This is a genomic window from Sphingobium sp. MK2, from assembly GCF_040170545.1.
GTDB lineage: Bacteria > Pseudomonadota > Alphaproteobacteria > Sphingomonadales > Sphingomonadaceae > Sphingobium.
Genome location: NZ_JAZDXA010000001.1, coordinates 230,729 through 244,543, shown reverse-complemented (window position 1 = coordinate 244,543; position 13,815 = coordinate 230,729). Strand labels below are relative to the sequence as shown.

Annotated in this window: 14 protein-coding genes; 5 read left to right on the top strand and 9 right to left on the bottom strand. The window is 64.4% G+C overall.

Going from position 1 to position 13,815, the window contains the following annotated elements:
- Positions 1-8 precede the first annotated feature (8 nt).
- Positions 9-155: a hypothetical protein gene (locus V2I08_RS01195; protein ID WP_349633510.1), complete on the bottom strand. Its 147-nt coding sequence runs from the start codon at positions 153-155 to the stop codon at positions 9-11.
- Here V2I08_RS01195 and V2I08_RS01190 point away from each other — a divergent pair.
- From V2I08_RS01190 to rsmA, 4 genes are all read left to right on the top strand, one after another.
- Complete coding sequence (locus V2I08_RS01190; RefSeq protein ID WP_349633509.1) at positions 145-2,409, top strand: LPS assembly protein LptD; 2,265 nt, start codon at positions 145-147, stop codon at positions 2,407-2,409. The two genes, V2I08_RS01195 and V2I08_RS01190, sit on opposite strands and share 11 nt — an antisense overlap.
- 85 nt (positions 2,410-2,494) lie before the next feature.
- Entirely contained in the window at positions 2,495-3,880 is a 1,386-nt protein-coding gene (locus V2I08_RS01185; protein WP_349633508.1) for a peptidylprolyl isomerase, read from the top strand.
- A gap of 31 nt (positions 3,881-3,911) precedes the next feature.
- Positions 3,912-4,880 carry a 4-hydroxythreonine-4-phosphate dehydrogenase PdxA gene (pdxA, locus tag V2I08_RS01180; protein ID WP_405053609.1) on the top strand — a complete coding sequence of 323 codons (969 nt, stop codon included), beginning with the start codon at positions 3,912-3,914 and terminating at the stop codon, positions 4,878-4,880.
- Positions 4,873-5,709, top strand: coding sequence for a 16S rRNA (adenine(1518)-N(6)/adenine(1519)-N(6))-dimethyltransferase RsmA (gene rsmA, locus V2I08_RS01175; RefSeq protein ID WP_349633507.1), 837 nt, complete (start codon positions 4,873-4,875; stop codon positions 5,707-5,709). Before pdxA ends, rsmA begins: the two co-directional genes overlap by 8 nt.
- 10 nt (positions 5,710-5,719) lie before the next feature.
- Here the strand turns inward: rsmA and V2I08_RS01170 are convergent, their stop codons facing one another.
- The 8 genes from V2I08_RS01170 to V2I08_RS01135 form a co-directional block, all read right to left on the bottom strand.
- On the bottom strand, positions 5,720-7,258 hold the full coding sequence (locus V2I08_RS01170) for a M56 family metallopeptidase (protein WP_349633506.1): 1,539 nt from the start codon (positions 7,256-7,258) through the stop codon (positions 5,720-5,722).
- Positions 7,255-7,623, bottom strand: a complete 369-nt coding sequence (locus V2I08_RS01165; RefSeq protein WP_349633585.1) for a BlaI/MecI/CopY family transcriptional regulator — start codon at positions 7,621-7,623, stop codon at positions 7,255-7,257. The genes V2I08_RS01170 and V2I08_RS01165 overlap by 4 nt, the downstream gene beginning before the upstream one ends.
- A 165-nt stretch (positions 7,624-7,788) precedes the next feature.
- Entirely contained in the window at positions 7,789-8,121 is a 333-nt protein-coding gene (gene grxD / locus V2I08_RS01160; RefSeq protein WP_349633505.1) for a Grx4 family monothiol glutaredoxin, read from the bottom strand.
- A 60-nt stretch (positions 8,122-8,181) separates the two neighbouring features.
- On the bottom strand, positions 8,182-8,415 hold the full coding sequence (locus V2I08_RS01155; protein WP_349633504.1) for a BolA family transcriptional regulator: 234 nt from the start codon (positions 8,413-8,415) through the stop codon (positions 8,182-8,184).
- An 11-nt stretch (positions 8,416-8,426) separates the two neighbouring features.
- The gene (locus V2I08_RS01150; RefSeq protein WP_349633503.1) at positions 8,427-8,750 is read right to left on the bottom strand and encodes a DUF1476 domain-containing protein; all 324 of its coding nucleotides are present in this window, start codon (positions 8,748-8,750) and stop codon (positions 8,427-8,429) included.
- 58 nt (positions 8,751-8,808) lie between these two features.
- A complete protein-coding gene (gene leuD / locus V2I08_RS01145) occupies positions 8,809-9,402 on the bottom strand; it encodes a 3-isopropylmalate dehydratase small subunit (protein ID WP_349633502.1) in 594 nt (197 codons plus the stop codon).
- A gap of 109 nt (positions 9,403-9,511) precedes the next feature.
- On the bottom strand, positions 9,512-10,963 hold the full coding sequence (leuC, locus tag V2I08_RS01140; RefSeq protein ID WP_349633501.1) for a 3-isopropylmalate dehydratase large subunit: 1,452 nt from the start codon (positions 10,961-10,963) through the stop codon (positions 9,512-9,514).
- Between the two features lie 89 nt (positions 10,964-11,052).
- A complete protein-coding gene (locus tag V2I08_RS01135) occupies positions 11,053-11,739 on the bottom strand; it encodes a glutathione S-transferase family protein (RefSeq protein ID WP_349633500.1) in 687 nt (228 codons plus the stop codon).
- Between the two features lie 169 nt (positions 11,740-11,908).
- Between V2I08_RS01135 and V2I08_RS01130 the strand changes: the two genes are divergently transcribed.
- Entirely contained in the window at positions 11,909-13,720 is a 1,812-nt protein-coding gene (locus V2I08_RS01130; RefSeq protein ID WP_349633499.1) for a DUF885 family protein, read from the top strand.
- Positions 13,721-13,815 lie beyond the last annotated feature (95 nt).

Below are 13,815 nucleotides of genomic sequence, written 5' to 3'. Positions count from 1 at the left end.
GATGTTCGTCAGATAGTGCGGCGAACCGTGTCTGGCAAAGCCGTTCGACCGATTTTACCGTAAAAGACCATGGTCGCATGATTGCGGCGCGGGCGAAGCAATGCGATAGGCGAGACGATATGCGCCCCTGTTTCGAGGCTCTTTTTGTTGGTCACGCCCCTTTTCCCGTTTCGTTCCGCCTTGTTGCTGGGCAGTGCCCTGCCCTTGCTGGCGCTGGCTCCCCAAGCCTTGGCGCAGCAGCTTAACGAGCCGCAGACCCCCATCAGCGCGCCCGACGCGCCTGTTCCCACCAACGACGACCAGATTGGATTCGCCGCCGACGCGCTGCAATATGACAGCAATGCGGAGGTCGTGACCGCGACCGGCAGCGTTCAATTGCTGCGCGAGGGCAACCGCCTGCGCGCCGACAAGGTGGTGTGGGACCGGGAGACCGGAAAGGTCGAAGCGCTCGGCAATGTCTCGCTCACCGATGCGGACGGCAATATCGCTTATGGCGACCGATTCGATGTGACGGACACGCTCAAGGACGGCATGGTCGACAATATGCTGCTGGTCCTTCAGTCGGGCGGGCGGCTCGCCTCGACCAGAGGCACGCGGGTCAACGGCATCTATACGCTCGAACGGGCAGCCTATACGGGCTGCGCGGTGGAAGACAGCAAGGGCTGCCCCAAGGAGCCCACCTGGCAGATCAACGCGGTCAAGGTCGTCTATAATCCCACCCGCGAGCGGGTGAGCTATACCAACGCCAATATCGAACTGTTCGGCCTGCCGCTCATCCCCCTGCCCGGCCTGTCCCATCCCGTCGGCGAAGGCGGCGGCAGCGGGCTTTTGATGCCCAATCTGCGCTATGACCGCAATAATGGCTTCGAAGTCGCGCTCCCCTATTTCTTCAAGCTCGCGCCCAATCGCGACCTTACCGTCACCCCGCATGTCTATACCAATGCGCTGCCGATGCTGGAGGCGAACTACCGCCATCTCTATGATCGCGGTGCCTATCAGGTCACGGGTTTCCTGACCTATGGCAGCCGCGTGGCGACGGGCGACACGCCGATCGGAACCCTACCGACCGAAGCGGAAAAAGACATACGTGGCTATCTCGACGCTTCCGGCGCCATGCAGTTGACGCCGGAATGGAGCCTGGACGGGTCGATCCGCTTCGCCTCCGACCGGACCTTCCTGCGCCGTTACGACATCAACCGCGACGACCGGCTCCGCTCGACCCTGGGCGCGCAACGGATTGGCGACAACAGCTATTTCTCGATTCGCGGCTGGGCCGTGCAAACACTGCGCGCCGGCGATTCGCAGGGGCAGACCCCGATCGCCCTGCCGCTGATCGACTATCGGCTGCGGGTGAATGACCCTCTGCTGGGCGGCGTGCTGCAATTGCAGGCCAACACATTGGCCATCACACGTACCCATGGTCAGGATACACAGCGCGCCTTCGCGGCGGCTGAATGGAATTTGCGCACGCTGACCGGCCTGGGCCAGGAAGTGACCTTCACCGGCTATCTGCGCGGTGACGCCTATCATAGCAGCGACAATGACCTGACCTCCGTCGACACCTATGCGGGCAGCCCCGGCTGGCAGGGCCGCGGCATCGCGGCCGCGGCCATCGACATGCGCTGGCCCTTCGTGGGCGAAGCGTTCGGCGGGGTGCAACGCATAGCGCCGCGCATCCAGATCGTCGCCGCGCCGCGTCTTGCCAATCTGTCGCTGCCCAACGAGGATGCCCGCGCGGTCGATCTGGAGGATAGCAATCTCTTCGCGCTCAACCGCTTCGCAGGCTATGATCGGTTCGAGGATTCGACCCGTATCACCTATGGTCTCGAATATAGCCTCGCCTTGCCTGACTTCTCGCTCCAGAGCATTGTCGGGCAAAGCTATCGCCTGACCAACCGGGAAAGCATCCTGCCTGAAGGCACCGGCCTGTCAGGCCGCACGTCCGATATCGTCGGCCGCGTTACGGCGCGGTACAAGGATTTCATCAGCCTGACCCACCGATTCCGCCTGGACAAGGGCAGCATGGCGGTTCGCCGCAACGAAGTCGACGCGACGGTGGGCAGCAAAAGCACCTATGTCATGGTCGGCTATCTGCGCCTCAATCGCGATGCCGACGCGACTTTGGAGGATTTGCAGGATCGCGAGGAAATACGGCTGGGCGGCCGGGTGCAGTTCGCCCGCTTCTGGTCGGCCTTCGGATCGACCGTCATTGACCTCACCGATGCCAAGGAAGACCCGCTGAGCGCGGCGGACGGTTATCAGCCGGTCCGCCACCGGCTGGGCGTCGCCTATGAGGATGATTGCCTTACGCTTGGCCTCACCTGGCGGCGCGATTATGTGGCCAATGGCGACGCGCGAAAGGGCAATGGCTTCCAGCTACGGCTAGCTTTCCGCAATATTGGCATATAAGGATCAGCCTTCCCGCGTCCCGTCAGGACTGGTTAAGGCGGACCGGCGCATTGGCGCAGGACCGTATTGGAGATTTTTGCCGACGATGCTGCCCATGGTTTTCCTGCCTTACCGCATCCGCCATTCCCTTCGCTCCGGCCTGCGCATGGCGCTCGCCTCCAGCGCGCTGCTGAGCATGGGGGTCCAGGGCGTCGTCGCGCAGATCGTCGATGACGGTGGCGAAGTCGCGAACCAGCAACTCAACCTGCCCGACAATGTCACGGTTTTCGGCAAGAGCGACCCCAATGTCCGCAAGGCGACCGCGATCATCAACGGTCGTATCCTCACCGGCACGGACATTGACCAGCGGCTCGCGCTGATCATCACCGCTAATGGCGGCAAGGTGGAAGAGGAAGAAAAGGAACGGCTGCGCGTTCAGGTTCTGCGCAACCTGATCGACGAAACGCTTCAAATTCAGGAAGCCGCCGCCAACGACATTCGGATTGACCCTGCCGAAGTGCAGCAGAGTTACGAGCGGGTCGCCGCCAATTTCCGCCAGTCGCCCGAACAATTCGAAGCCTATCTGCGCACGCAGGGCAGTTCGGCGGCCAGCATCAAGCGCCAGATCGAAGGCGAGCTGGCCTGGAGCCGTCTGCTCCGTCGCAATATCCAGCCCTTCGTCAATGTGTCGGAAGATGAAGTGAAGTCGGTGGTCGACCGGCTGAACGCTGCCAAGGGCAGCGATGAATATCGGATCGGCGAAATTTATCTGTCGGCGACACCGGAAAATCGGCCGCAGATCATCGCCAACGCCCGCAACATCATTCAGCAGATTCAGCAGGGCGGCAGCTTCCCCGCCTATGCCCGCCAATTCTCCGAAGCCTCGACGGCGGCTGTCGGTGGCGACCTGGGCTGGGTCCGCCCCGCGCAGTTGCCGCCCGAACTGGCGCAGGCCGCCGCGGAAATGCAGGTTGGGCAGATCGCCGGTCCCATTGAAACGGTCGGCGGCATGTCGCTGCTCTATGTCATGGACAAGCGCAAGGTGCTGACCGCTGATCCGCGCGATTCGCTGCTCAGCCTCAAGCAGCTTTCCGTGCTTTTCCCCAAGGGCACGAGCACGCAGCAGGCCAGTGCCAAGGCCGCCGATTTCGCCGCCGCGATCAAGGAGATCAAGGGCTGCGGCCAGGCGAATGAAGTGGGCGCGCGCATCGGTGCCGACGTGGTCGATAACGACAATGTGGCGATCCGCGACCTGCCGCCCCAGTTGCAGGATATTCTCCTTAATCTTCAGGTCGGCGAAGCCACCCCGCCCTTCGGGTCCATCACCGACGGCGTGCGCGTGCTGATCGTCTGCGGCCGCGACGATCCGGCATCGGCCAATGCGCCCAATGCGGAACAGATCCAGGCGCAGTTGGAAGAGGAACGGGTCAACAAGCGGGCGCGCATCTATCTGCGCGATCTGCGGCGCGACGCGGTGATCGAATATAATTGATGTCGTCTCTCTAGCACCCTTTGCGGTGCCGCTGGGCGATCCGGCCGGTATCGGGCCGGAGATCGTCGCCAAAAGCTGGGTCATGCGGGAGGCGCGCGGCCTTGCGCCCTTCTTCGCGGTGGGCGATCCCGCCGCGTTGCGCGCGGTCTGGCTCGGCCCGATCACCCCGATCAGCGCGCCCGAAGAAGCGACGGCAGCCTTTGCGACCGGCCTCCCCTGCCTTGAAATCGCCAAAGCTGGCGAGATCGTGCCGGGGTCGCCCAGCGTCGATGGTGCGCGCATCGCGTTTCAGGCGCTCGAAGTCGCGGTCGGCCTTGCCCGCTCCGGTTCCGCCGCTGGCATCGTCACTGCCCCGGTCGGCAAGGAACAGCTTTATGGCGTCGGCTTCACCCATCCGGGCCAGACCGAGTTCGTCGCCGAACGCTGCGGCGTATCATCCCATAATGCGGTGATGATGCTGGCCGGCCCGTCGCTCAAAGTCGTGCCGATCACCATCCATATCGCGCTCGCCGATGTGCCCGCCGCACTCACCATCGACCTGATCCGCGCCCGCGCCATCACCACGGCCAAGGGGATGCAAAAGAATTTCGGTATCGCCCGCCCGCGCCTCGCCGTCGCGGGCCTCAACCCCCATGCCGGGGAAAATGGCGCGCTGGGCCGTGAAGAGATCGAGATCATCCGCCCCGCGATCGAACAGTTGCGCGCCGAAGGGCTGGACATTGTCGGCCCCTTGGCGGCCGACGGCATGTTCCACGCCCGCGCGCGCGAAACCTATGATGTGGCGCTGTGCATGTATCATGATCAGGCGTTGATCCCGATCAAGACCCTGAATTTCGACGATGGCGTCAACATCACATTGGGCCTGCCGATCGTCCGTACCTCGCCCGACCATGGCACTGCGTTCGGCATCGCGGGCACGGACAGCGCCAATCCGGGCGCGATGATTGCCGCGATCCGCATGGCCGAAGCCGCTGCCCGCGCTCGCATCGCGCATGGCTGACACCCGCCCGGCGCTACCACCCCTGCGCGATGTCATCGCCCGCCATGGTCTTGCCGCCAGCAAGGCGCTGGGGCAGAATTTCCTGCTCGACGAACAATTGCTCGACCGGATCGCCACCATTCCCGGCCCCTTGGACGGCCAGCCCGCTTTCGAGGTAGGCCCCGGCCCTGGCGGCCTGACCCGCGCCATCCTGCGTGCAGGGGCACGGCTTGTGGCGGTCGAGCGCGACCACCGCTGCCTGCCTGCCCTCGCCGAGTTGGAAGAGGCTTTCCCCGACCAGTTGCGTGTCCTGTCGGGCGACGCCATGGAAGTGGATGCCCGCGCCGAGGCTGGCGAGGGCGCGCATATTATCGCCAACCTGCCCTATAATGTCGGCACGCCCCTGCTCGTCGGCTGGCTGTCGGCGGCGTGGGAACCGCTGCCCTGGTGGTCCAGCTTGACGCTCATGTTCCAGATGGAAGTGGCCGAACGCATCGTCGCCCAGCCGGGTACGGACCATTATGGCCGCCTCGCCATTCTGTCGCAGTGGCGCAGCGAGGCGCGGATCGCGATGAAAGTGCATCGCAGCGCCTTCACCCCACCGCCCAAGGTCATGTCGGCGGTGGTGCATATTACCGCGAAACCCGCCCCGGACGGCGTTCAACTCAAGATGCTGGAACGCCTGACCGCCGCGGCTTTCGGCCAACGCCGCAAGATGCTGCGCCAGAGCCTCAAAGGACTACCCGGCGCGCTCGATGCCTTGGCAGAGGTCGGCATCGACCCCCAACGCCGCGCCGAAACCGTCAGCGTCGAGGATTTCGTCGCCGTAGCCCGCATCCTCAGCCGCTGACGGTGCGCCGTCAGTCGCGCTGACCGTCGATCTTCGCGATTTCCTCGTCCAGATCGCGCAGCACGTCGGCGCGAATGCGATCGGACATATTCGTCGCACGCACCACGCTCTTTCGCGTCGCCATCAGACCGGCGCGTGCTGATCGCAACGCCTGCGCCTCGATCTGCGCTTCGCAGATGCGAACTCGGATGGTCCGGCGGCCATTGCTGTCCACCGTCTCGCGCTGGTTGACCGTCTGATTGCCCTCGCAGCCCTTGCGAACATCCACCACCGGCACCATGCGGGCAATGTCTGCCTCGGTCGGGATGGGCCGGGCCTGCCCCCACTTGTTGGCACGGCCTGCGTCGATCCGCGCCTTTTCCGCGCGCCAGGTCACAGGCGGAGCAGGGGGCACGGGCGGCAACGGCGCGATCATGTCGGCGGCAGGCACGATCGGCGCTGGCGGTACCATGGGCGGCGGCAGCGGCTCGGTTTCGGCGGCGATGGTCGCGGCAGTCGGCGCTTTGGGCACATCGGGAACCGCCGGTGCCGCCGCAACATCGGGCACGGTCGGCGCGGAGGCGGCAGCAGGCCGGGCGACCAGATCGCTCAGTCGGGCCAGATCGGCGGATTCAACGGTTTCGCTGATCGCCGCCATTTGTCGCGCCGCACGGCTACCCGACGCCGTGAGGGCCAGGCCCGTGGCGGTGACAATGGCAACGGCGGCCATACCCCAACTGATCCGCTGGAGCGAAATTTCATGACGTGAAAGCATGGCAAGCCTCCCCTTGAGTGTAGCGATGCGATTGAGATGACAGGCGGCGACAAATTGGCGCCCGCCGGCGGCTTTCAGGATGGCGCGGCCATAGGCATGAGCCTGGTCGCGGCCATAGAGCGAGAGGACGCGCGCATCGCAGGCGGTTTCCTGGTCCGCGCGATAGGCGCGATAAGCGATCCAGGCGATCGGGTTGCACCAATGGATGGCAAGCAGCAGTAGCGCGATCATATTGGCCAGCAGGTCGCCGCGCTCATGATGCGCGCGCTCATGCGCTATGGCCATTTCCTGCTCCAGATCATCATAACGCTGCGCGAAATCAATCGGCAGGACGATCATCGGCCGCGTCACGCCAAAGGCCAGTGGTCCCGACGCCTGCGGGCTGGCGATCGTGCGGATACGCCCCTCCTGCCCCAGCACAACAGCGCCATCCATCATATGCCGACGAAAGCGGATATAGCCCACGGCCTGCACCACGATAAAGCCGAGCAATCCGGCGAACCACAGCGCAATCCCTGCCTCCAGCCAAGGGAAGCCCGACGCCGATGCCGCCTGCGCTTCACTGGAAAGCGCGAGCAATCCCGGCAAGCCGGATTGATCGACCGCGATGTGCAGGGGCGATGGCGCTGCCATTTCCTGGGGCAATACGGGCAGCATCATCCGCAGCAACGGCAGCAGCCACAGACTATAGGCCGCCCCGGCGCCCAGCCAGCGCGCCACGGGACGGCGCAGCAGCATCACCAGCGCCATCAGCAAACTGGTGGCGATCAGCGTTTCGACGATCCAGACGCTCATGATTTCAGCCCCTTGAGGATATCCTCCAGCTCGGCGATATCCTCCGCCGTCAACTGATCCTGACTCGCCAACTGCGCGACCAGCGGCGAAATGCGACCGCCGAACAGGCGATTGACCAGCCGCCCCGATTCGCCTGCGACATAATCATCGCGCGCGACCAGCGGCCGATAGAGAAAGCGGCGACCATCCTGATCGGCGGCAATGATATCCTTGGCCATCAGCCGCGACAGCAACGTCTTGACCGTCTGGACGCTCCAGTCGCGCGCGGCGGCGACGCGATCGGCGACATCGGTGGCGGTCTGTGGCGACTGCTCCCACAGCGCCTCCATCACCACCAGCTCGGCTTCGCTGATCTTCTCGCTTATGTCCGCCACGCACCCGCGCTCCTGTTCAACTACATTTGTAATCGCACCGATTACGGCTGTAGTCAATCAGCAAAATACCGCTGTGGCGGCTGACCCATGCGCCGCGCACGAAAAAGGGCGGCCCATACCGGACCGCCCTTTTCTATTCCATCATCGCGGCTACGATCAGTTCGCGGCGGCGACGCCCTGGTCGGCCATCAACTGGTGCAGTTCGCCCGCTTCATACATTTCCATCATGATGTCGCTGCCGCCGACAAATTCGCCCTTCACATAAAGCTGGGGAATGGTCGGCCAGTCGGAAAAGGCCTTGATGCCCTGCCGCACGGCCTGGTCCTGCAACACGTCCACCGTGTCATAGGCAACGCCCAGATGCTCCAAAATCGCAATCGCGCGGCTCGAAAAGCCGCATTGCGGAAAGAGCGGCGTGCCCTTCATGAAAAGCACCACGTCATGGGCACCCACAAGGTCGGCGATGCGCTGATGCACGGCGTCGGTCATGATCCAAAGTCCATTCCTGTCTGGCGTCGCGCTAGGCCGACGCATACTATCCATGCGGTGCTAGTTGGGAACCGCCGTGGTCAGTTGCAAGGCGTGCAGCACGCCCCCCATCCGCCCGTCGAGCGCAGCATAGACGGCGCGTTGCTGCGCCACCCGGCTCATCCCCCGGAAACTTTCCGCTACCACGCGCGCGGCATAATGGTCGCCGTCACCCGCCAGATCGGTAATCTCGACCTTTGCATCGGGAATGGCGGCGCGAATCATGTCGGCAATTTCGTCGGCGGCCATTGGCATTGCGGGCGGCCTTACTGCGCTTCGATGAACATGCGGCGGGCAATCACCGCTTGCTCTTCCAGCGCGGCGCGCACGCCCGGCTCGTCAATATCGATCCCGGCCGATGTCATGTCGCCCACCAGCTTGCGGATCACATCCTCGTCGCCCGCTTCCTCGAAATCGGCCTGCACCACCGCCTTGGCGTAAGCGTCGGTCTCTTCGGGCGTCAGGCCCATCTTGGCTGCGGCCCATTCGCCCAGCAGCCGGTTGCGTCGCGCCTGGATGCGGAACTGCATTTCCTGGTCATGCGCGAACATATTTTCAAAGGCCCGTTCGCGATCGTTGAAAGTCGTCATGCCCAAAAGCCCTGTTCAAAGCGGATATCGAAAAAATGAGATAGGCAGAAGCGCGCGATTACGCAACGGCGGGGATGATCCAGGGACGATCCTGCGCAACGCTCTTTTCATAGACGGCGATCCCGTCCGCATCGCCCAGCGTCAGGCCGATCTCGTCCAGGCCACCCAGCAGGCAATGTTTGCGGAAAGGATCGATCTCGAAGCGGAAACGGTCCTGAAACTGCGTCGTGACCGTCTGCTGCTCCAGGTCGACATGAATCTCGTCGGTCTCTGCGACCTCCATCAGCCGGTCGATCGCCGCCTGCGGCAGTGCCACGGTCAATATGCCGTTCTTGAACGCATTGCTAGAGAAGATGTCGGAGAAACTCGGCGCGATCACCACCTTGATGCCCAGGTCACCCAGCGCCCAGGCGGCATGTTCGCGGCTGGAGCCGCAGCCGAAATTGTCGCCTGCGATCAGGATGGGGCTGCCCGCATAGGCCGGATCGTCGAAGACATTACCCGGTTCCTTGCGCAAGACCTCGAACGCGCCCTTGCCAAGCCCGGCGCGCGAAATCGTCTTGAGCCAGTGCGAGGGGATGACAATGTCGGTGTCGACATTCTTCATCCCGAACGGATAGGCCTTCCCCTCGACGGTCGTCAGCTTCTCCATCAGCGCGCCTGCTGTGCTTTCGCAGCGGTCGCATCTTCGGCATGGCCCAGCGTCGCAGCCATCGCCGCACTTGCCAGCGCGCCTGCTGTCAGCAGCCAGAATATCATTTTCACAATGCCATCCCCTCTTGTTCTTTCAATAATTCGCGCACGTCGGTCAGCCGCCCGGTCAGCGCCGCCGCAGCGGCCATGGCAGGCGACACCAGATGCGTGCGGGCACCCGGCCCCTGACGACCCATGAAATTACGGTTGCTGGTCGATGCACAGCGCTCGCCCGCCGGCACCTTGTCCGGGTTCATGCCCAGGCACGCCGAACAGCCCGGCTCGCGCCATTCAAAGCCCGCGTCGGTGAAAATGCGATCCAGCCCTTCGGCCTCCGCCTGCCGCTTGACCAGGCCAGACCCCGGCACGACCATGGCATGCTTGATCCCGCTGGCAATCCGGCGCCCGTCGAGCAACGCCGCCGCCGCGCGCAGATCCTCGATCCGGCTATTGGTGCAACTGCCGATGAAAATATGCTCCACCGCCACGTCGGCCATCCGCTGCCCGGCGGTCAGCCCCATATAATCGAGCGACTTTTGCGCAGCCGCGCGCTTCGACGCATCCTCGAAGCTGTCCGGGTCAGGCACCACACCCGTCACCGCAACCACATCTTCGGGACTGGTGCCCCAAGTGACGGTCGGCACGATGTCGGCCGCGTCGATCACCACCACCTTGTCGAACACCGCGCCCTCATCGGTGACGAGCGTGCGCCACCAGGCCACCGCCGCGTCCCAATCCGCGCCCTTGGGCGCCATCGGACGCCCTTTCAGATAGGCAAAGGTCGTCTCGTCCGGCGCAAACAGACCCGACCGGGCGCCCGCCTCGATCGACATGTTGGCGACCGTCAGACGCCCCTCGATCGACATGGCGCGAAATACGGACCCGCGATATTCCATGACATAGCCGGTGCCGCCTGCGGTGCCGATCCGCCCGCAAATCGCCAGCGCGACATCTTTGGGCGTAACGCCAAAGCCCAATTCGCCCTCGACCACGACCGCCATCGTCTTCGACTGCTTTAGCAGCAAGGTCTGGGTCGCCAGCACATGCTCGACCTCCGACGTGCCGATCCCGAACGCCAGCGCGCCCAAGGCCCCGTGCGAACTGGTATGGCTGTCACCGCACACCAACGTCGTGCCCGGCAGGGTGAAGCCCTGCTCCGGTCCCACGACATGGACGATACCCTGCTCGACATCGGCGTCACCGATCAGGCGGACACCAAATTCCGGCGCATTGCGTTCCAGCGCTTCCAACTGCTGCGCGCTCTGCGGATCGGCGATCGGGATGCGCTTGCCATCGGCGTCGCGACGCGGGGTCGTGGGCAGGTTATGATCGGGCACCGCCAGCGTCAGGTCGGGCCGCCGCACCTTGCGCCCGGCAAGACGAAGCCCCTCAAATGCCTGCGGGCTCGTCACTTCATGGACGAGATGCCGGTCGATATAGATGAGGCAAGTGCCATCCGGGCGACGCTCCACGACATGCGCGTCCCAGATCTTCTCATAGAGGGTGCGGAGTTTAACCATAGTGCCTCCCCCCTAGACCCGTAAGGGCAGGGGGAAAAGGGGGAAAGCCGATGCTATCTTATGCTTTCTCCACCACGCAGGCAAGAAAGTTACACCGCGCGATAATCCGCCACGATGCGCCCGGCCGCGCCGATTTCCGCTTCATGGCCGTCCTCGCGCCAGCTTTCCGCCAGCGCCGCCGCCTCCCACGCCTGCATCGCGGGCAGCGCCAGCATATGCTCGACCCACGCCTGCCCGGCCGGGCCGACATCCAGCCCATAGGTCCGCACCCGAAACGCGACCGGCGCGTAAAAGGCATCGACGGCGGTAAAGGCATCCCCCGCCAGAAACGGCCCGCCAAAGCGCGCAAGCCCCTCCTCCCACAGCTCGGTCAGCCGGGCGATATCCTTGTTGAGCGCGGGCGAGGGCAAATGCGGTTCCACCCGCACCCCGATGTTCATCGGGCAATCGTTCCGCAACGTCGCAAAGCCGCTATGCATCTCCGCCGCTGCACATTGCGCCCAGGCCCGCGCCGCCTCATCGCGCGGCCAGACTTCGGCATGGCGATCGGCGAGATAGAGGATGATCCCCAGCGAATCCCACACCGTCCGCTCGCCATCGATCAGCGCAGGCACCTGCCCCGTCGGCGAAAAACTGCGGAAGGCGGCATAGTTGGTCGGCTGCAAAAACGGCTCGATCCGGTCGATGAACGGGATGCCCAGCGCGGTCATCAGCACCCAGGGGCGCAGCGACCAGCTGCTATAATTGCGGTTCGCGGTGATCAGCGTGTAGGCCATGGTAAGTCTCCCTTGGAGGCGGCTGTCGCATATCCCATCGACATCGCAGCGTATAGCGCCAGTGGCTTTGCACCGGACTGCCCTAGCCAAGCCCTTGGGATCACGGCACAAGGGGGCATCGCGGGCGACGTCCCTCGCCGCCCTTCCCCCATTTGTGGAGCCCATAGTCGTGAACCGACGCCAATTTCTCGCCACCAGCGGCGCCACCGCGCTGAGCGCCGCCACAGCCTCCCCCGCCTTGGCCCAAGCTGGCTCCGCCGACGCCCGGCTGCGCGCCATGCTCGATGGCTTCTTCTACGAACGGCTCGCCGACTCGCCCGAACAGGCCACCCGCCTTGGCCTCGACACCGGCGAGCGCGCCGCCCTGCGCGGCAAGCTCAGCGACACCTCCGCCGCCGGGGTCGCCCGCGACCTCGCGCGCAGCAAGGCGCAGGCGAGGCAACTCGCGACCATCGACCGCAATTCCCTCAGCGACACGTCCAAACTCGATTATGATGTCGTCACCTATCAGCTCGACCGCGCGATCGGCGGCGAACGCTTCGGCTATGGCGAAACGGCGGGCCGCTATGCCCCCTATATTCTGAGCCAACTCACTGGCAGCTATCGCGAAACCCCCGACTTCCTCGATTCGCAACATCGCGTCGCCAATGCCGCCGATGCCGACGCCTATCTCGCCCGCCTCGAAGCCTTCCCGGCCGCCATGGACGGCGAACTGGCCCGGCAGAAGGAGGATGCGGCCAAGGGCGTGTTTGCGCCCGACTATATTCTCGACACGACGCTCAAGATGCAGGCGTCGCTACGCGATCAGCCCGCCGCGCAGACCGTCCTGGTCGCCTCCTTCGTGAAGAAACTCGCCGCCGCCGGCCTGCCGCCCGAACGCGCCGCGCAGGCTGAAAAGATCGTCACCGACAAGATCTTCCCCGCACTCGACCGCCAGCGCGCCCTGGTGCAGGATCTCCGCGCCAAGGCCACCCATGACGCGGGCGTGTGGCGTCTGCCCGAAGGCGAGGCCTTCTATGCTGCCGCCGCAGAAGCGGCGACCACCACCGCGCTCACTGGCGATGAAATCCACCAGATCGGCCTCGATCAGGTCGCCCAGATCAGCGCCCGGATCGACACGATTCTCAAGGGCGAAGGGATGAGCCAGGGGACGGTCGGCGATCGGCTCGTCGCGCTCAACAAGCGCCCCGACCAGCTTTTCCCCAATACCGATCCCGGTCGCGAAGCACTGCTCGCCCAACTCAATGTCCAGATCATCGCCATGCAGAAACGCCTCGGCGAAGCCTTCAACACCGTGCCCAAGGCCCCGGTCGAGGTCCGCCGCGTGCCGGTCACCATTCAGGCGGGCGCACCGGGCGGCTATTATCAAAACGCCTCGCTCGATGGCTCGCGTCCGGCCATCTATTATATCAACCTGCGCGACACGTTCGACCGGCCCAAATTCGGCCTCGCGACCCTGACCCATCATGAAGCCGTGCCAGGGCATCATCTCCAGGTGTCGGTCGCGCTGGAATCTGATGCTATCCCGATGATCCGCCGTCGCGGCGGTTATAGCGGTTATAGCGAAGGCTGGGCGCTCTATTCCGAACAGCTCGCCGACGAAATGGGCATGTATGAAGGCGATCCGCTGGGCCAGGTCGGTTATCTCCAGTCGCTCCTCTTCCGCGCCACTCGCCTCGTCGTCGACTCCGGCATGCACGTCAAACGCTGGAGCCGCGAGAAGGCAACCGATTATCTGATCGCCACCACCGGCATCGCCCGCGGCCGCAGCCAGGGCGAAATCGACCGCTACACCGTCTGGCCGGGTCAGGCCTGCAGCTACAAGATCGGCCACACCGTCTGGAACGACCTGCGCGAGGAAGTGAAGCGCAAACAGGGCAACGCCTTCGACATCAAGGCCTTCCATGACGTGCTGACACTCGGTGCCATGCCGCTCGACATATTGAAGCAAACGGTCCGCCAACGCGCGGGGATCGCCTGAAAAACATCCTCCCCCAGTGGGGGAGGTGGCTGGCCGCAGGCCAGACGGAGGGGTGTCACCCTATCGATAGGGTGAGGGGGGGGGGGGGGGGGGGG

Coding starts and splice junctions, on each gene's coding strand:
- V2I08_RS01185 (WP_349633508.1), top strand. CDS start 2,495: ATGCTGCCCATGGTTTTCCTGCCTTACCGCATCCGCCATTCCCTTCGC.
- rsmA (WP_349633507.1), top strand. CDS start 4,873: ATGGCTGACACCCGCCCGGCGCTACCACCCCTGCGCGATGTCATCGCC.
- V2I08_RS01170 (WP_349633506.1), bottom strand. CDS start 7,258: ATGAGCGTCTGGATCGTCGAAACGCTGATCGCCACCAGTTTGCTGATG.
- grxD (WP_349633505.1), bottom strand. CDS start 8,121: ATGACCGACGCCGTGCATCAGCGCATCGCCGACCTTGTGGGTGCCCAT.
- V2I08_RS01155 (WP_349633504.1), bottom strand. CDS start 8,415: ATGCCAATGGCCGCCGACGAAATTGCCGACATGATTCGCGCCGCCATT.
- V2I08_RS01150 (WP_349633503.1), bottom strand. CDS start 8,750: ATGACGACTTTCAACGATCGCGAACGGGCCTTTGAAAATATGTTCGCG.
- leuD (WP_349633502.1), bottom strand. CDS start 9,402: ATGGAGAAGCTGACGACCGTCGAGGGGAAGGCCTATCCGTTCGGGATG.
- leuC (WP_349633501.1), bottom strand. CDS start 10,963: ATGGTTAAACTCCGCACCCTCTATGAGAAGATCTGGGACGCGCATGTC.
- V2I08_RS01135 (WP_349633500.1), bottom strand. CDS start 11,739: ATGGCCTACACGCTGATCACCGCGAACCGCAATTATAGCAGCTGGTCG.